This window comes from Rhodoplanes tepidamans (genome assembly GCF_030813915.1).
Lineage (GTDB): Bacteria > Pseudomonadota > Alphaproteobacteria > Rhizobiales > Xanthobacteraceae > Rhodoplanes > Rhodoplanes tepidamans.
The window spans coordinates 143,255-159,805 of sequence record NZ_JAUSUJ010000003.1 but is presented as its reverse complement, the minus strand read 5'-3'; the positions used below and the strand labels follow the sequence as shown (position 1 = coordinate 159,805).

Genomic DNA, 16,551 nt, shown 5'->3' with positions numbered 1-16,551 from the left:
TGGGCCCGACAAGGCGGGTCCTGACAGCGTTACGGGTGGGACAACATGGTGGGGCGAAACAGCATCGGCACGGCGCGGCGACTCGGATGCCTCGGCGCTGCCCTTCTGGTCACCGGGCTGGTCGGGGCGTGCTCGTCGACCGACGAGTTCTTCAGCGGCCAGCCGGCCCCGAGCCAGGGGTCGTCGAGCTCGGGCGGCTTCGCCGATCGCTTCCGGAACCTGTTCGGCGTCGGCAACGAGGTTCCGGCGGGGGGCGGCCGGCCCGTCGACCAGGGAAGCGGGCAGGCGCCCGGAACCGGCTCGACGCTGTCGTCGCTCGAGGTGGACTGCCCGCCGGTCGACATCCGCCAGGGGGCCGGGACGCTGCAGCTCAACGCCCCCGGGAGCGACCAGGCGATGGCGCTGCGCTATCAGGCGACCTTCGGGCGCACGGCGCGGCAGTGCTCGGTCAATGCGGGGACGCTCGCCATCAAGGTCGGCGTGCAGGGTCGGTTGATCCTCGGGCCGGCCGGCAGCCCCGGCGAGACCCGGATCCCGCTGCGCTACGCCCTGGTGAAGGAGGGCATCGAGCCCAAGACCATCTGGTCGAAGCTCTACATGCTGCCCGTCACGGTGCCGCCCGGACAGCCGAACGTGCTGTTCACGCACGTCGCCGAGGACATGGCGATCCCGGTGCCGCCGCCGGCCGAGCTCGACAGCTACGTCATCTATGTCGGCTTCGACCCCCAGGGCGCCGTCCCGGAGAAGAAGCCCGCCCGCAAGCCGCGCCAGGGGTAGGCCGCGAGGCGCTCTCTTTCTCGCCGCGCTCGTTCTCGCCGCTCCGGGGCGCGCGGGCTGCTCGGGGCCGGCCAGCGGCCGGCCGCGATGGCGCCGGCCCGGGCCGACGCGATGACGTTCGCCGCTGCGACGTTCGCCGCTGCCGCCCACGCGGCCCGCGATCCGCAAGCAAAAAGACGCCCGCGAATCCCGCGGGCGTCTCGATTCGGAGGACGTTCTCGGCCGGCTCATACTGCTTCCGAGCGATCCGTTCGCCGTCATTCCGGGGCGCGGCGAAGCCGCGAACCCGGAATCCAGCGACAATCTCGGAGTTCTCGGCTGGATTCCGGGGGCGGCGCTGCGCGCCGCCCCCGAATGACCACCGAACTGATCAGCCGAATGCGGTATCAGTTGAGCTTGGCGGCGAGGCCCTTGATGCCGTCGCTGACCAGCTTGCCGGCGAGCTTGCCCTTCACGGTCTCGGTGAGCAGCATCTCGGCGGCGGCGACCGCGGCGTCCGCGGCGGCGCTCTTCACCTCGGCGATGGCCTGCGCCTCGGCCTGGGCGATCTTGGTCTCCGCCATCCTGGTGCGGCGGGCCACGAACTCCTCGACCTTCGCCTTGCCCTCGGCCTGCAGGCGCTCGCCCTCGGCCTTGGCGTTGGCGACGATCTGGGCGGCCTCCTGCTCGGCCGCCTGGCGGCGGCGCTGATACTCGGCGAGCAGCGCCTCGGCTTCGGCGCGCAGCCGGCTCGCCTCGTCGAGCTCCGCCTGGACCCGGCGGGTGCGGTCGTCGAGCGCTCCGGTGACCGTCTTGTGCGCCCCGAGCTTGAGGAGCGCGAGGACGAGCAGCACGAAGGCGACGGCCACCCAGAATTCGGCTTCGTAGATCATGGCGGCGTCCTCAGCGCTCGAGCACGTGGTCGACGGCGGCGGCCGCCGCGGCCTCGCTCGGCGCCTTGCCGATCAGCTGCGTCACGATCGCCTGGGCGGCGTCGACCGCGATGCCGCGCACGTTCGACATCGCCTGGGTCTTCGACGCCGCGATCGACGTCTCGGCCGCCGCGAGCCTGGCGGCGAGCTCCGCCTCCACGGCCTTGCGGTGCGCCTCGGATTCGGCGGCGAGCCGGTCGCGCGTCTCGGCGGCGATCGCGTGGGCATTGTTGCGGGCGTCGGCGAGCGCCTTCTCGTAGGCCGCCACCGCCGCGTCGGCGTCCCCCTTCAGGCGAACCGCCTGGGCGAGGTCGCCGTCGATGCGGGCCCGCCGGTCGGCCAGGATGCCGGCCATCCGGGGCAGGGCGACCTTGGCCACCATCGCGTAGAGGACGACGAAGCAGAGCGCGAGCCAGAACAGCTGGGACGCGTAGGTCTCCGCCTTGAAGGGCGGAAAGCCGCCGCCGTGCCCGGATGCCGGGGCGTGCTCCGTCGTCGCCTGGGTCGGCTGGGCCATCGGCCCCTCCCTGTCGGTACTGTCGAACGTCGGACCGTCGAACGTCGAGACTGCCGGAACCGTGACCGTCGAAACGTCGCGACACCTCGCCCGTGCCGCGCGGACGCCGGGCGTCCGCGGGTCACGGCAAGCGGTGCGTCAGACGGCGAACAGCAGCAGGAGCGCGATCAGCAGCGAGAAGATGCCGAGCGCTTCCGTGATGGCGAAGCCGAAGATCAGGTTGCCGAACTGGCCCTGGGCGGCGGACGGATTGCGCAGCGCGGCCGACAGATAGCTGCCGAAAATCTGGCCGACGCCGAGCGCGGCGCCACCCATGCCGATGCAGGCGATGCCGGCGCCGATGTACTTGGCGGCGATCGGATCCATGTGGAAGCTCCTTCTTTCGTGCTGGATTGGAGATCGAGGGGTCGTCAGTGGCCCGGATGCAGGGCGTCGCTCAGATAGATGCAGGTGAGAAGCGTGAAGACGTAGGCTTGCAGGAACGCGACCAGGAGCTCGAGCGCGGTCAGCGCCGTCACCATCGCGAGCGGCAGCACGCCGCCGACCCAGCCGACCAGGCCGAGCGCACCGCCCAGTCCGGCGACGAAGCCGGCGAACACCTTCAGCGTGATGTGGCCGGCCAGCATGTTCGCGAACAGACGCACGCTGTGCGAGATGGGCCGCGACAGGAACGACACGATCTCGATCAGCACCACGAAGGGCAGGATGTAGCCCGGAATGCCGTGCGGCACGAACAGGCGGAAGAAGCCGAGGCCGTGCGAATAGAGGCCGTAGCCGATGACCGTGAAGAAGACGAGCAGCGCCAGCGTCGCCGTCACCACGATGTGGCTCGTCACCGTGAACGTGTAGGGCACGATGCCGACGATGTTGGCGAAGAGGATGAAGGTGAACAGCGAGAACACCAGCGGAAAGAAGCGCAGCCCCTCCTCGCCGGCGGTCGAGCGGATCATGTCGGCGACGAACTCGTAGGTCACCTCCGCCATCGACTGCAGGCGTCCGGGAACGAGCTGGCGGCCGGCGGTCGCGCCGATCATGAGAAAGGCCGTGATGCCGACCGCGACCATCATGAAGACGGCCGAGTTGGTGAGCTGGATCTCGGTCGCACCGATCTTCACGAGGGGGGCGAGATTGACGATCTCGAACTGATGAATCGGATCAGCCATGACCTCTCGGGTCCCCTTCCTCTGTTGCCGCCTGCCGCGCCCCGGACGGTGCCGAACGCCGCCGTTCCGATTCGCGCGTCAGGTGTCGCGCCGGCGCGCATCCTGCTCCGGCATCACGCCGGCGGCGCGCATCACATTGACCACGCCGGCCACGAAGCCGACCAGCAGAAACACGATCATCCCCCACGGCGCAATGCCGAGCCAATGGTCGAGCGACCAGCCGATCGCAGCGCCGACGAGCACACCCGCCACCAACTCGGATGAGAGTCGAAATCCGCGGGCGAACCCCGCGAAGCGCGTGCCCGATCGCGGTGCCGACGCATCGCTCGACGCCTTGCTCGGCCGATGCTGGTCGAGCTTTTCGCCGAGACGCTGGAGCCTCGCGGAGAGATCGGCTTCCTCGGCCGGGCGGTCGTCCCTGTCGTGCGCGTTCGGGGCCATGATGTCGCCTCCCGCGCAACGACGTCCGGTCGGACGTCCGCCCCCCGCCAAAGCCGCGCGGACCATACTGACCGCGTTCGGGCGAGTCAAGAATTCGACAACCCGTTTTGGGCGCTGCAGCGAAACCGCTAAACCCGTGTCACGGCCGCGAAATCCGGCGCGGACCGGGCGTGGTCGCGGCGCCGGTCGCGGGTGCCGATTTGCCGCAATCGGCGTTAAGCTCGGAGCGACGTCGCATGGCGACGGCCCGATGGCAGACACTCCGAGGATCCCCCGATGATTCGACGCCCCCTGGCGGCGGCCGTGCTCGCCGCTCCCGTGCTGGTCGCCGCGGCGACCTTCGCCTTCGGCCAGAGCCCGCCGGCCGGCGGCGCGCTGCCGCCCGACGCCGACACCAACCGGTTCAGCTATCACAGGACCGACGAGGGCTTCGCCCGGCTCGACCTGCGCACCGGCCAGGTGTCGCTGTGCAGCCTGAAGTCGTCTGGCTGGGCCTGCCTGTCGGCGCCCGACGACCGCACCGCCTACGAGGCCGAGATCAGCCGGCTCCAGGCCGAGAACGTCGCCCTCAAGAAGGCGCTGCTCGACCGCGGCCTGCCGCTGCCGGGCGGCGTCAAGCCGGAGGCGGCGGTGCCGCCGTCCGATCAGGGGCGCAGCGGCGACGCCGAGCTCGACCGGGCGCTCAACTTCATGGAGCGGGCCTGGCGGCGGCTCATCGAGATGATGAACAGCCTGCAGCGCGACCTCGGCAAGACCTGATCCGGAGGACGGCCGCATGCCCGGAACCCTGACGCCGGTCCGCACCGCTGCGGCTGCCACGGTCGCCACCGCCACCCTGACGGTGGCGACCCGCGGCACCGGCTTCGTCGACATCACCGACGAGGCCCGGCGCTTCGTCGCGGCGGCGGGCGGCCGGCACGGCACGCTCCTCCTGTTCATGCGCCACACCTCGGCGTCGCTGACGATCCAGGAGAACGCCGACCCGGACGTCCGGGTCGACCTCGTCACGGCGCTCGACCGGCTCGCCCCGGCCGAGGCCGGCTGGGTCCACGACGCCGAGGGGCCGGACGACATGCCGGCCCATGTGAAGACCCTGCTGACCGGGGTGTCGCTCGCCGTCCCGGTGGTCGGCGGCGATCTCGCGCTCGGCACCTGGCAGGGGATCTACGTGGCCGAGCACCGGACCCGGCCGCACCGGCGCGAGGTGGTCCTGCAATTTCTGGGCGAGGCGGGTTGACCGGGCGCGCGCTCCGGTCGGCGGTGCGGCCGTCTCCGGGGGAGCCCGCCCCCCGTCCGGGACCCGCCGTCAACGGACCTTGACGATCGGCACAAGCCCCGATTGGGCTACGGCTATAATTGTCCTATGATTACATCCAGCGGGCGGAGGCCGCGGGCCGGAATCCCCGGCCGGGCCGCGCACGACACGCCCGAATCAAGGGGCAGGATTCGACTTGAGTGACATCACGTTCTACCGGCTGGTGATCGCCGACGACCATCCTCTCTTCCGTGGCGCCATGCGGGAGGCCGTCGCGGGGCTGTTCGAGAAGGTCGAGATCGCCGAGGCCGGGTCGTTCGAGCAGATTTCCGAGATTCTCGATCGCGGCGGCGACGTCGACCTGATTCTGCTCGACCTCGCCATGCCCGGGGTGCGCGGCTTTTCGGGCCTTCTCTATCTGCGGGCCCAGTATCCGAGCGTGCCGGTCGTGGTGGTGTCGGCCACCGACGATCCCGGCGTGATCCGCCGCTGCATGGATTTCGGCGCCGCCGGCTACATTCCCAAGACGCTCGGCGTCGACGTCATGCGCCAGGGCATCACGGCGGTGCTGCAGGGCGGCCTGTGGACGCCGCCCGACATCGACCTCGACGCCACCGCGGATCCCGAGACCTCGGCGGCGCTCGCCCGCTTCGCCACGCTGACGCCGCAGCAGGTGCGGGTCCTGATGATGCTGTCGGAGGGGCTGCTCAACAAGCAGATCGCCTACGAGCTGTCGGTGTCGGAGGCGACCGTCAAGGCGCACGTCTCGGCGATCCTGCAGAAGCTCGGGGTCGAGAGCCGCACCCAGGCCGTCATCGCCGCCTCCAAGATCGAGATCGGCCAGTGGCCGCCGGCCACCGCCGCGCAGCACTGAGGCGAAGGAGCCGAACCGTCGGGCGATCGGTTCCTGCGGTCCCTCCCCCACAAGGGGGGAGAGAGCAGGCTGCGGCGAGTGGCTTCGCTTCGGGCGACAGCGAAACGCCGGATGCCACGAATCCCCTCACTCCGCCGCCGCCACCCGCAGGGCCTGCCACTGGGTGAGCTGGGCGCGCAGCGGGGCCGGGCGGACCGGCTTGTTGAGGATGCGGATGTCGCGCTCGCGGGCGGTGTCGCGCACCTCGCGGGTGCGGTCGGCGGTGAGCAGGATGGCCGGCAGCGATTCGCCGTAGCGGCGGCGCAGCGCCACGATCGTGTCGATGCCGTTGCCGACGTCGAGATGGTAGTCGACCAGGAGCACGGTCGGCCGCCGGCCGGTGCGCTCCACCGCGGCGACGGCGCGGTCGAGGTCCGGCGCCTTGAGGACCTCGCAGCCCCAGCCGGTCAGCAGCGTCTCCATCCCGTCCAGGATCGCCGGCTCGTTGTCGATGCACAGCGCGACCGAGCCGGCGAGATGGCCGTGCGGGCGCAGCGCCGGCGGCTCGCCGGGCTCCGGCGTCGCCACCGCGGCGCGCGGCAGCGTCACCGAGAAGTGCGAGCCGCGCCCGACCTCCGAGGTGAGCGCGACGGTGTGGTCGAGCACCCGGGCGATGCGTTCGACGATCGACAGGCCGAGGCCCAGGCCGCGCGCCACCAGGGCGCCACGCTCCAGCCGGTGGAACTCCTCGAAGATGGCGCGCTGGCTCGCCGTCGCGATGCCGATGCCGGTGTCGTAGACGTCGATGCGCACGTCCTTGCCGCAGCGCCGGCAGCCGACCAGGACGCGCCCGTGCTCCGTGTACTTGATGGCGTTGGAGACGAGATTGCGCACCAGGCGGCGCAGCAGCCGGCGGTCGGAGCGCACCACCAGCCGGCTGTGCACGAAGGCGAGGGCGAGGTTCTTCTCGCGGGCGAGCGGAGCGAACTCGACCTCGAGCTGGCGGAACAGCTCGTCGACCCCGAAGGTGGTGATCTCGGTCTTCAGCACGCCGGTGTCGAGGCGCGAGATGTCGAGCAGCGCGCCGAGGATCTCCTCGACGGCCTCGAGCGAGGCGTCGACATGGCCGGCGAGCCGCGCCTCCTCGCCGCCGCTCTGGCGTTCGACCAGGCTGGTCACGTAGAGCCGCGCGGCGTTGAGCGGCTGCAGGATGTCGTGGCTCGCCGCGGCCAGGAAGCGGGTCTTCGACAGGTTGGCGTTCTCGGCCGCCGCCTTGGCGTCGGCGAGCTCGGCGTTCAGGCGCTCGAGCTCGGCGGTGCGCTCGCGCACGCGCCGCTCCAGCTCGTCGTTGGCGCGCTCCAGCGCCTCGGCCGCCTCGACGCTCGGGGTTATGTCGGTGAAGGTGAGCACGAAGCCGCCGCCCGGCATCTGGTTCACCCGCACCTCGATGATCAGGCCGCGGGCCGGGAAGCGCTCCAGGAACGGCTCGGCGCTGGTGGCGTAGCGGGCGGCGCGCTCGCGCACCAGCAGGTCGACCTCGCCGGGCCCGAAGGCGCCCTTGGCGGCGTTGAAGCGCAGCACGTCGTCGAGCGTCGCGCCGACCCGGACCAGGGCCGGCGGCAGGTCGAGCAGCTCGCCGAACTGCCGGTTCCAGCAGACCAGCGCCAGCTCCTTGGAGAACACCGCGATGCCCTGGCGCACGTGGTCGAGGGCGGTCTGCAGGATCTCGCGGTTGTAGTGGATCGCCGCGTTGGCGTCGTCGAGCAGCTTGAGGGCCGCCTTGGTCGACATCAGCCGCTTGCGCAGCAGGAGCGACAGGACGAGCCGCGACGAGGCGGCGCCGATCGCCGAGGCGAGCAGGTGCTCGGCGTGCTGGAGGAGCTGGAAGTCGGCCTCGTGCTTCGGGTCGAGGGTGATGCGGCGCGACACCGCGAACGCCTCGAAGGCGGTGCGGGTGCGCTCCTCGCCGAGATAGCGGGCGACGGTCGCGGTCAGCTCGCCGACCGTGACGGCGGAGCGCCACAGCCGGAAGCTCGGCGTCGTCGGGGTCAGGCGCGACGGCACGAAGATGTCGGCCTGCAGCCGCTCGATCGCCGAGGGGGCGCGTCGCAGCGACACCGTCACATAGGCGAACAGGTTGAGGGCGAGGCTGACGACGACGCCGTGCACCAGCGGCGGCAGGTCGAGGCCGAGCAGCGCCTCCGGCCGCAGCAGGGCGAGGCCGAACGGGCCGTGGGTCAGCAGGCTGCGGTCGATCATCCCGGCGTCGACGAAGCTCGGCAGCAGCAGCGTCCAGGTCCAGGCCGAGAAGCCCACCACCATGCCGGCGACCGCGCCGCGCGCCGTCGCCCGCCGCCAGAACAGGCCGCCGAAGAAGGCCGGCGCGAGCTGGCTGATCGCCGCGAAGGACAGGAGCCCGATCGAGGCGAGCTGCGCCGGCCCGGCGGAGCGGTGGTACAGCCAGGCGAGAAGCAGGATGCCGAGGATGGCGAAACGACGCACCCGCAGCAGCAGGGCGCCGGCATTGGCGCTGCCGAGCGAGCCGCGCCGGCGCAGCACCAGCGGGACGAAGAGGTCGTTGGACACCATGATGGCGAGCGCCACCGATTCGACGATCACCATGGCGGTCGCCGCCGACAGGCCGCCCACGAAGGCGACCAGCGCCAGGGTCTGCGACCCGGCGGCGAGCGGCAGCGCCAGGACGTACATGTCGCCGTCGACCGTGCCGTTCGGGAAGGTGAGCAGGCCGGCGAGCGCGATCGGAACGACGAACAGGTTGATCAGCACGAGATAGATCGGGAACAGCCAGGCGGCGCGGCGGACCTCGGCCTCGCTGTTGTTCTCCACCACGGCGACGTGGAACTGGCGCGGCAGCAGCAGGATCGCGAAGGCGGCCAGGAGCGTCATCGCGGCGAAGGTCGAGAAGCTCTGCTCGCCGGTGAGCACGCGGGCGACCTCGGGCCGCTCCAGGGCCCGCACGAACAGCGACGCCGGGCCGCCGAACATGCCGTAGGTGACGAACACGCCGACCGCCAGGAAAGCGACGAGCTTGACCAGCGATTCGGTCGCCACCGCGAGGATCAGGCCGTCCTGGTGCTCGGTCGCGTCGATGTGGCGCGTGCCGAACAGGATGGCGAACAGCGCCATCGACACCGCCACCACGAGGCCGATGTCGCCGAGCACGACATGGGCGCTCCAGCTCTCCGGGTCGACCTCCGCCAGGATGGTGCCGAGCGAGGACGACACCGCCTTGAGCTGCAGGGCGATGTAGGGGATCGTGCCGGCGATGGCGATCACCGCGACGATGGCGGCGACCGCCTGGTTCTTGCCGTGGCGGGCGGCGATGAAGTCGGCGATCGAGGTGATGTTCTGGCCCTTGGCGAGCCGGACGATGCGGGTCACCAGCGGCGAGGCGAGGCCGATCACCAGGATCGGGCCGACATAGATGGCGAGGAAGTCGAAGCCGGAGCGCGAGGCGAGGCCGACCGAGCCGAAGAAGGTCCACGAGGTGCAGTAGATCGCCAGCGACAGCGGGTAGATCAGCCGGGACCGCCGGCGCCTCTCGCTGGCGCGGATCCGGTCGCCCCAGCTCGCCACCAGGAACAGCATCCCGATATAGCCGAGCGCGACCCCGACTGCGACCCAGCCGTGTGGCATGGCGGCTCCTGCGGCCGGACGTGGCGGCGGCCGCTCCCGCCGGGAAGGTCAGCACAACCGGGCCGGGCTTGTCCATCGCGACCGCCGCCCCGGCCGACGGACGGGCCCAGATCAATTCTCGTTGCAATCGCGTGCGGTGGTGCCGTACTTATGGGATAAATACTTACGATTATCGCACCCCGAGGGCGGATTCGAGGACCGGTCGGCATGTCCATGAAACCCTTCGATCGCGCCGAAGCCCCGCCCGGTGGCAGTGCGAGCAACAGCCAACGGACGGTCCCCGCGATTTCCGACGCCCAGCTCGCCAGCGTTCTCGACACCGCCGCCGACGGAATCATCATCATCGACGAACGCGGGATCGTGCTCACCTACAACAAGGCGTGCGAGCGCCTGTTCGGCTACACGGCGGTCGAGATGCTCGGCCGCAACGTCAACGCCATCATGCCGAACGACCATGCGCGGGCGCACGACGGCTACATCGGAAACTACCTCTCCAGCGGTCGCCGCAAGATCATCGGCATCGGCCGCGAGGTCATGGCGCAGCACCGCGACGGCACGGTGATCCCGGTCCACCTCTCGGTCGGCGAGGCGGTCACCTCGGCGGGCCGGCAGTTCATCGGCATCATGCGGGATCTCCGCGCCCGCAACGAGAGCGAGCAGAGGCTCGCCCAGCTCCAGGCCAACCTGGTGCGGATGGCGCGGGTCTCCGCCGTCGACGAGATGGGGGCGGCGCTCGCCCACGAGCTCAACCAGCCGCTGACCGCCCTGATGCTCTACCTGCAGGCGGTCGAGCGCTCCTGCGCCAAGCAGGGCGCCGCCAACGCCATCCCGGCCAGCGTGATGACGATCCTCGAGAAGGCCGTGCACGAGGCCGAGCGGGCCGGCAGCATCATCCAGCGGATGCGCCAGTTCATCGAGAAGCGCGACCCGGTGCGCAAGCTGGTCGAGCTCAATCCGATGATCGAGGACGCGCTCGAGCTCACCATCCTGGGCAGCCCGCCCGGCACCCGCATCGTGCGCGATCTCGGCGTCGACCTGCCGCGCGTGCAGGTCGACCCGGTGCAGATCCAGCAGGTGGTGGTCAACCTGGTGCGCAACGCCCTGGAAGCCATCAAGAGTTGCGACGTCCAGGTGGTGCGGGTCTCCACCACGCTGCGGCCCGACGGGGTGGCGATGAGCGTGCTGGACAGCGGCCCCGGCATCCCGCCGGAGGGCATCGCCGAATTGTTCAAGGCTTTTTCGTCGTCCAAGAGCCAGGGGCTCGGACTCGGCCTTGCTATTTCGAAATCTATCGCTCAGACCCACGGCGGCGATCTCATCGTCGATCCGGGCGGTCGAGGGCGTGGAGCCTGCTTCACCTTGCTCCTTCCGCTGCCGGACGAGGCGAACGCCGGCGCGACGTCAGAAACCAAGGACGGACACAATGGGTCAGAACGCCACCGCGGCTGGTGAGATCCACATCATCGACGACGATCCCGCGGTCCGCGACGCCCTCTCGGTCGTGCTGACCCTGGAAGGCTATCACGTCACCACCTTCGCGGACGGGCATTCGTTCCTGGCGGCCGTGCGGTCGCGTGCGCCGGCCTGCATCATTCTCGACGTGCACATGCCGGGGCGGTCCGGGCTCGACATCCTCAAGGAGCTGAACGCCAAGAACTATCCGGCGCCGGTGTTCATCATCTCGGGGCAGGGCGACATCCCGATGGCCGTCGAGGCGATCAAGAACGGCGCCTTCGACTTCATCGAGAAGCCGTTCGATGCCGAGACGGTGGTCAACCGGGTGCGCGACGCGATCGAGGCGGCCAGCCGCCGCCAGGCCCGTGCCGGTCTCGGCGAGACGCTCACCCAGTTCCCGGGCAGCGACCTCCTCACGGCGCGCGAGCGCGAGGTGCTCAACCTGATCGCCGCCGGCGCCTCCAACAAGGAGGCCGGACGCCAGCTCGGCATCAGCCCGCGCACCATCGAGGTGCACCGGGCCCGAATCATGGAGAAGCTCGGCGCCAAGAACGCCGCCGACCTCGTCCGCATCGTTCTCTCGGAGTCGCCCCGCAACTCCTGAACGTTCCCCGACCCCCTCCCCATATCCTCCGGCCGACAGCTCATAAGTAGTAGCACTTAGCGTTTTATACGAATTGAGCTGTTGGCGAGGTGCTCCGATCTTGGAGGCTGGGCAGCTCGTGAGCTGCGAGCTGACAGGTCTCTCCATGGCCGTGTATGTTGTCGAGGATGATCCCGGGGTGAGCGACTCGCTCGCCATCCTGTTGGAACATCTGGGGTTCGAGGTCGTTTGCCATGCCGATGCGGAGGACTTCTTCCGCAGCGCGCCGCCGTCCGGGAAGGACATCGTCTTCGTCGACCTGATCCTGCCCGGGATCAGTGGCGCCGAGCTGATCCGGTGGCTGAACAGCCTCAAGGACCCGCCCCGCATCGTCGCCATGTCGGGGCAGTCGCAGAACACGATCGATCTGCAGCTTCGCGGCATCCCGGGGCTCGGCGAGATGAGCATCATCCGCAAGCCGCTGTCGCACGGCGCCATCACGCAGCAGCTCGCCAGCCTGCGCGCCTGAGCGCGGCGGCCTCGCGTCGCCCGTCCGGCACCCGGCCGATGACGTGCCTCGGGATCGGGCCGGTCGGCGATCACCGCCGCCGCCGTTCCGGGCGGTCTCGCGCGTGTGGAAAACCGCGTTCTTCGCGCGCCTGCGGCTGATCCGGAAAAGCTCGTAGGTCGAAAGTTCAAAACGCCGAGGCGCCGTCGAAACGTAAAGCCCGCTTGACAGTCGATTGCTGCGATGCAATCACCGAGGCACGGCAGAAATCCACCCCGATCGACCTCTCCGAGGCCTCCGAAACGGCTCTTCGGGGGTCCGCACGTGCCCGTTCAACTCACTGGAATTAAAAGCATTTTAGGATAAGGGTTTCTCCGTAAGCATTCATGCCAGATTACGCCTCGGCGATCACCTCCGCTAATGTCTCATTGCGCTGCCGAGCGTTTCAACCCCCGGCTCGTCCGGCGAGGACCCCCATGAAGCCAGCCGTCGCACAGCGATCCTTTTCTGTTGCGGTCGAGTCGCCCTGCCGACTCCCTTCCTCTCATCGCCCAGCCCCCGTCCAGACGTCCAATCGTCGTGACGAGGAGCCCCAGGGGCAGCGCCAGCGGGTGGGCCAGCACGCCCACATCTTCCGCGAGGGCGATCGTGCCGATCGCATGTATCAGCTCGTCGACGGCGCCGTGATGCTCTACAAGCTCCTCCCCGACGGTCGTCGGCAGGTGGTCGAGCTGCTCAGCGCCGGCGACGTGTTCGGCCTCTCGGCCCTTCCCGTGTACGACTGCTCGGCCGAGACGCTGGTCTCCTGCAACGTGATCGCCTACGAGCGCGCCGCCGTGGAGCAGTCGCCCGAGCTGCTCCGCCGTCTCAGCGCCCATGTCCACGCCCAGCTCTGCGCCCTGCACGAGCACGCCGTCCTGCTCGGCCGCAAGTCGGCGCTGGAGCGGGTCGCCACCTTCGTCATGCACTGCGTGCCGGGCCGCGGCGGCTTCAACTGCGCCGGGCCGCGCTGTGGCGGCGACTCCGCCGTCGTCCGCCTCGGCATGACCCGCCAGGAGATCGCCGACTATCTCGGCCTGACGCTGGAGACCGTGTCGCGTGCCTTCTCGGAGCTGCGTCGTCGCGGCATCATCGCGATCGACAAGCAGGAAGAGGTGCGGGTCCACGACGTCTGTCGCATCTGCCAGCTCACCGGGGCGCACTGACGGGTGCACCGGCACGCGTGCGTCTCGCCGCACGGCGACGGCTGATCGCGACACTCCGTTTCGGAGCGATCGTCCATCTCCTCCCCGGGCGATCCTCTTCAACTCGAAGCGCCGTACGATTCGTACGGCGCTTTTTTTTGCCCGCGTGACGCGAAGGAGCGCACGCGACGCGCGACGTGGCGGTGCAGACAGATGCGGAGTCGTGCATGAGAGGCCGGTCGCGGGACGGCCGGTGCGACGGCTCAAAATTCTCTCACGAAGCGGGGTCCCGTTCGGTTTGAAAATGCTCTAAGAGAACGCGCAACGCAGGACCCCCGATGCAGACGCGTTCGAACGACAGTGTGCGCCCAGACCCGGGCAGCAAGCGGCCGCTCCCGAGCCCGCGCCATCTTTTCGAGACCCTGGTGATCGCCACCGTCGGCGCGGTGCTGTTCGATCTCGCCAAGATTCCCGCCGCCTGGCTCGCCGGCGCCATGGTGACCACGGCGGTCGCGGCGCTCGCCGGTCGCCCGGTCGGCGTGCCACGCGCGGTCGCGCGCGGCTTCTTCGTCATCGTCGGCCTGTCGCTCGGCGGGGTCGTCAGCCCGGCCTCGCTGCACGGAATCGCCGCCTGGCCGATCAGCATCGCGGCCGTCGTGGTGGCGATGGGATGCGTGACCGTCGCCACCACCTTCTATCTCCGCAAGGTGCACGGCTGGGACGCCATGACGGCGTTGTTCGCCGGCGTGCCCGGTGCGCTCTCCCAGGTGCTCGCCCACGCGGTCGAGGAGAAGTGCGACGTGCGCGGCATCGCCATCGTCCAGACCATGCGGGTCGTCATCCTCACGGTCGGCGTCCCGGTGGTGCTGGCGGCGTTCGGGCAGGGCGGCCCGACCGGACTCGCGGCGCCGCCCTCCGGCCTGCTCGCCGCGCCGGCCGAGCTCGCCGTCCTGGTCGTCCTCGCCATCGCGGTCGGCCTGCTCTTGATGCGGATCGGCTTCCCGGGCGGCCTGATGATCGGCCCGATGACGGTCTCGGCGGTGCTGCACGGCACCGGTCTCGTCACCGTGACGCTGCCGGCCTGGGTGACGATCGCCGGCATGATCGGGCTCGGCGCGGTCAGCGGCTCGCGCTTCGCCGGCACCTCGGTCACGCTGGTGCTGTCCTATCTGGCCGCCGCGCTCGGATCGTTCACGGTCGCCGTCGGCGTCTCGGCCGTGTTCGTGCTGGCGCTCACGCTGCTGCTCGGCCTGAGGGTCGGCGATCTCACCGTCGCGTTCTCGCCGGGTGCCATCGACGCGATGATGGTGCTGTCCCTGGCTTTGCATATCGACCCGGTCTTCGTCGGCGCCCATCACATCGCGCGGGTCTTCGCAGTGTCCTTTTCCTTGCCGGTGGTGATCCGATACGTGGCGAGACTGCGCAGACGCAAGGGAGACGATACCGTTGTCAAGTAATCTGGACAATCAACGGCCCCTGACACTCGCCAGGATTGACTTTCATCAATGCGAGCGTGCCGAGCATCCTGACTAGTCCGACACGCTCCTCGTTCAGCCCGACCTTGTAACGCCGCAACCCAAGGCCCCATCCATGGCTCAATCGACGGTTCGCAAGACCATGACTTTCGGAGAAGGCGGACTGGCGTTCGTCTTCGCCGTGACGACGTTGCTCTGTCTCGTCGGAGCCGCGAAGGCGCAGGACGCGCCGTTCGCGTTTCACGCCTATCTGTCCGCGGCGGCGAGCGTCGCGGCCGTGTTCATGATCTTCCGGGGCTACTTCAACCGTCCGGCCGAACTGCCCGGCCAGGAGACCGACGACGGGCGGGCCAACTACAACGACGCCCCGATCAAGTTCGCCACGGCGGCGGCGGTGTTCTGGGGCGTCGCCGGCTTCACGGTCGGCCTGTGGATCGCGCTCGAGCTCGCCTATCCGGTGCTGAACTTCGATCTGCCGTTCCTCAACTTCGGGCGCCTGCGGCCGCTGCACACCTCGGCCGTCATCTTCGCCTTCGGCGGCAACGTGCTGATCGCGAGCTCCTTCTACGTGGTGCAGCGCACCTGCCGGACGCGGCTCGCCGGCCACATGGCGCCGTGGTTCGTGGTGCTCGGCTACAACTTCTTCATCGTCATCGCCGGCACGGGCTATCTGCTCGGCGTCACCCAGTCGAAGGAGTACGCCGAGCCGGAGTGGTACGCCGACCTGTGGCTGACCATCGTCTGGGTCGTGTATCTGCTCGTCTACCTGGTGACGATCATCAAGCGGAAAGAGCCGCACATCTACGTCGCCAACTGGTTCTATCTCGCCTTCATCGTCACCATCGCGGTGCTGCACCTCGGCAACAATCCGACCCTGCCGGTCTCGGTCTTCGGGTCGAAGTCCTACATCGTCTGGTCGGGCGTGCAGGACGCGATGTTCCAGTGGTGGTACGGCCACAACGCGGTGGGCTTCTTCCTGACCGCCGGCTTCCTCGGCATCATGTACTACTTCGTGCCCAAGCGGGCGGAGCGGCCGGTCTACTCCTACCGGCTGTCGATCGTGCACTTCTGGGCCCTGATCTTCCTCTACATCTGGGCCGGCCCGCACCATCTCCACTACACGTCGCTGCCCGACTGGACGCAGACGCTCGGCATGACCTTCTCGATCATGCTGTGGATGCCGTCCTGGGGCGGCATGATCAACGGCCTGATGACCCTGTCGGGCGCCTGGGACAAGCTGCGCACCGACCCGGTCCTGCGCATGCTGGTCGTGTCGGTCGCCTTCTACGGCATGTCGACCTTCGAAGGGCCGATGATGTCCATCAAGGCCGTCAACTCGCTCAGCCACTACACCGACTGGACCGTCGGTCACGTCCACTCCGGCGCGCTCGGCTGGGTCGGCTTCGTCTCGTTCGGCGCCGTCTACTGCCTGGTGCCTTGGCTGTGGAACAAGAAGCAGCTCTACAGCCTCAAGGCCGTCAACTGGCACTTCTGGATCGCCACCATCGGCATCGTGCTCTACGTCTCGGCGATGTGGGTGTCCGGCATCCTGCAGGGCCTGATGTGGCGCGCCTACACGTCGCTCGGCTTCCTCGAGTACTCGTTCATCGAGACCGTCGAGGCGATGCATCCGTTCTACGCCATCCGGGCGCTCGGCGGCGCCCTGTTCGTGATCGGCTCGCTGATCATGGCCTGGAACGTCTGGATGACGGTGCGGTCGGGCGAACCGGCCCCCGTCGCGCGGCCCGCCATGCAGCCGGCCGAGTAAGGGA

15 protein-coding genes and 1 pseudogene are annotated in these 16,551 nt (G+C 69.4%); 10 read left to right on the top strand and 6 right to left on the bottom strand.

Annotated features, from left to right (window positions below; all coding sequences use genetic code 11):
* The first annotated feature begins 45 nt into the window (after positions 1–45).
* Positions 46–777, top strand: a complete 732-nt coding sequence (locus J2S22_RS05220; RefSeq protein WP_272777234.1) for a hypothetical protein — start codon at positions 46–48, stop codon at positions 775–777.
* 386 nt (positions 778–1,163) lie between these two features.
* On the opposite strand, the gene J2S22_RS05215 is transcribed toward J2S22_RS05220, so the two are convergent.
* From J2S22_RS05215 to J2S22_RS05195, 5 genes and pseudogenes are all read right to left on the bottom strand, one after another.
* Positions 1,164–1,649 carry a F0F1 ATP synthase subunit B family protein gene (locus J2S22_RS05215; protein ID WP_272777233.1) on the bottom strand — a complete coding sequence of 162 codons (486 nt, stop codon included), beginning with the start codon at positions 1,647–1,649 and terminating at the stop codon, positions 1,164–1,166.
* A gap of 10 nt (positions 1,650–1,659) precedes the next feature.
* Positions 1,660–2,241 (bottom strand): annotated as a pseudogene (locus J2S22_RS05210) (F0F1 ATP synthase subunit B); the annotation flags it as partial.
* A 102-nt stretch (positions 2,242–2,343) separates the two neighbouring features.
* Positions 2,344–2,571 carry a F0F1 ATP synthase subunit C gene (locus tag J2S22_RS05205; protein ID WP_111360051.1) on the bottom strand — a complete coding sequence of 76 codons (228 nt, stop codon included), beginning with the start codon at positions 2,569–2,571 and terminating at the stop codon, positions 2,344–2,346.
* A gap of 44 nt (positions 2,572–2,615) precedes the next feature.
* Positions 2,616–3,368 carry a F0F1 ATP synthase subunit A gene (locus tag J2S22_RS05200; protein ID WP_272777232.1) on the bottom strand — a complete coding sequence of 251 codons (753 nt, stop codon included), beginning with the start codon at positions 3,366–3,368 and terminating at the stop codon, positions 2,616–2,618.
* A 78-nt stretch (positions 3,369–3,446) separates the two neighbouring features.
* Positions 3,447–3,809, bottom strand: coding sequence for an AtpZ/AtpI family protein (locus J2S22_RS05195; protein ID WP_272777231.1), 363 nt, complete (start codon positions 3,807–3,809; stop codon positions 3,447–3,449).
* A gap of 276 nt (positions 3,810–4,085) precedes the next feature.
* Between J2S22_RS05195 and J2S22_RS05190 the strand changes: the two genes are divergently transcribed.
* The 3 genes from J2S22_RS05190 (at position 4,086) to J2S22_RS05180 (ending at position 5,938) form a co-directional block, all read left to right on the top strand.
* Positions 4,086–4,568 carry a hypothetical protein gene (locus J2S22_RS05190; RefSeq protein ID WP_272777230.1) on the top strand — a complete coding sequence of 161 codons (483 nt, stop codon included), beginning with the start codon at positions 4,086–4,088 and terminating at the stop codon, positions 4,566–4,568.
* 16 nt (positions 4,569–4,584) lie between these two features.
* Positions 4,585–5,046, top strand: coding sequence for a secondary thiamine-phosphate synthase enzyme YjbQ (locus tag J2S22_RS05185; protein WP_272777229.1), 462 nt, complete (start codon positions 4,585–4,587; stop codon positions 5,044–5,046).
* 214 nt (positions 5,047–5,260) lie between these two features.
* Positions 5,261–5,938 carry a response regulator gene (locus J2S22_RS05180; protein ID WP_272777228.1) on the top strand — a complete coding sequence of 226 codons (678 nt, stop codon included), beginning with the start codon at positions 5,261–5,263 and terminating at the stop codon, positions 5,936–5,938.
* Positions 5,939–6,064: 126 nt separating this feature from the next.
* Here J2S22_RS05180 and J2S22_RS05175 read toward each other — a convergent pair whose 3' ends face one another.
* Complete coding sequence (locus tag J2S22_RS05175; RefSeq protein WP_272777227.1) at positions 6,065–9,574, bottom strand: PAS domain-containing hybrid sensor histidine kinase/response regulator; 3,510 nt, start codon at positions 9,572–9,574, stop codon at positions 6,065–6,067.
* Positions 9,575–9,781: 207 nt separating this feature from the next.
* Between J2S22_RS05175 and J2S22_RS05170 the strand changes: the two genes are divergently transcribed.
* The 6 genes from J2S22_RS05170 (at position 9,782) to ccoN (ending at position 16,547) form a co-directional block, all read left to right on the top strand.
* Positions 9,782–11,026 (top strand): two-component system sensor histidine kinase NtrB, encoded by a 1,245-nt coding sequence (locus tag J2S22_RS05170; RefSeq protein WP_272777226.1) that lies wholly within the window; start codon positions 9,782–9,784, stop codon positions 11,024–11,026.
* The gene (locus tag J2S22_RS05165) at positions 10,998–11,633 is read left to right on the top strand and encodes a response regulator transcription factor (protein WP_272777225.1); all 636 of its coding nucleotides are present in this window, start codon (positions 10,998–11,000) and stop codon (positions 11,631–11,633) included. The genes J2S22_RS05170 and J2S22_RS05165 overlap by 29 nt, the downstream gene beginning before the upstream one ends.
* Before the next feature lie 145 nt (positions 11,634–11,778).
* Positions 11,779–12,141 (top strand): response regulator, encoded by a 363-nt coding sequence (locus J2S22_RS05160; protein WP_272777224.1) that lies wholly within the window; start codon positions 11,779–11,781, stop codon positions 12,139–12,141.
* A 365-nt stretch (positions 12,142–12,506) separates the two neighbouring features.
* Complete coding sequence (locus J2S22_RS05155; RefSeq protein ID WP_307155801.1) at positions 12,507–13,325, top strand: helix-turn-helix domain-containing protein; 819 nt, start codon at positions 12,507–12,509, stop codon at positions 13,323–13,325.
* 317 nt (positions 13,326–13,642) lie between these two features.
* Entirely contained in the window at positions 13,643–14,761 is a 1,119-nt protein-coding gene (locus tag J2S22_RS05150; RefSeq protein ID WP_272777222.1) for an AbrB family transcriptional regulator, read from the top strand.
* Between the two features lie 133 nt (positions 14,762–14,894).
* Positions 14,895–16,547: a cytochrome-c oxidase, cbb3-type subunit I gene (ccoN, locus tag J2S22_RS05145; protein WP_272777221.1), complete on the top strand. Its 1,653-nt coding sequence runs from the start codon at positions 14,895–14,897 to the stop codon at positions 16,545–16,547.
* Positions 16,548–16,551 lie beyond the last annotated feature (4 nt).

Coding starts and splice junctions, on each gene's coding strand:
- J2S22_RS05220 (WP_272777234.1), top strand. CDS start 46: ATGGTGGGGCGAAACAGCATCGGCACGGCGCGGCGACTCGGATGCCTC.
- J2S22_RS05215 (WP_272777233.1), bottom strand. CDS start 1,649: ATGATCTACGAAGCCGAATTCTGGGTGGCCGTCGCCTTCGTGCTGCTC.
- J2S22_RS05205 (WP_111360051.1), bottom strand. CDS start 2,571: ATGGATCCGATCGCCGCCAAGTACATCGGCGCCGGCATCGCCTGCATC.
- J2S22_RS05200 (WP_272777232.1), bottom strand. CDS start 3,368: ATGGCTGATCCGATTCATCAGTTCGAGATCGTCAATCTCGCCCCCCTC.
- J2S22_RS05195 (WP_272777231.1), bottom strand. CDS start 3,809: ATGGCCCCGAACGCGCACGACAGGGACGACCGCCCGGCCGAGGAAGCC.
- J2S22_RS05190 (WP_272777230.1), top strand. CDS start 4,086: ATGATTCGACGCCCCCTGGCGGCGGCCGTGCTCGCCGCTCCCGTGCTG.
- J2S22_RS05185 (WP_272777229.1), top strand. CDS start 4,585: ATGCCCGGAACCCTGACGCCGGTCCGCACCGCTGCGGCTGCCACGGTC.
- J2S22_RS05175 (WP_272777227.1), bottom strand. CDS start 9,574: ATGCCACACGGCTGGGTCGCAGTCGGGGTCGCGCTCGGCTATATCGGG.
- J2S22_RS05170 (WP_272777226.1), top strand. CDS start 9,782: ATGTCCATGAAACCCTTCGATCGCGCCGAAGCCCCGCCCGGTGGCAGT.
- J2S22_RS05165 (WP_272777225.1), top strand. CDS start 10,998: ATGGGTCAGAACGCCACCGCGGCTGGTGAGATCCACATCATCGACGAC.
- J2S22_RS05160 (WP_272777224.1), top strand. CDS start 11,779: ATGGCCGTGTATGTTGTCGAGGATGATCCCGGGGTGAGCGACTCGCTC.
- J2S22_RS05155 (WP_307155801.1), top strand. CDS start 12,507: ATGCCAGATTACGCCTCGGCGATCACCTCCGCTAATGTCTCATTGCGC.
- J2S22_RS05150 (WP_272777222.1), top strand. CDS start 13,643: ATGCAGACGCGTTCGAACGACAGTGTGCGCCCAGACCCGGGCAGCAAG.
- ccoN (WP_272777221.1), top strand. CDS start 14,895: ATGGCTCAATCGACGGTTCGCAAGACCATGACTTTCGGAGAAGGCGGA.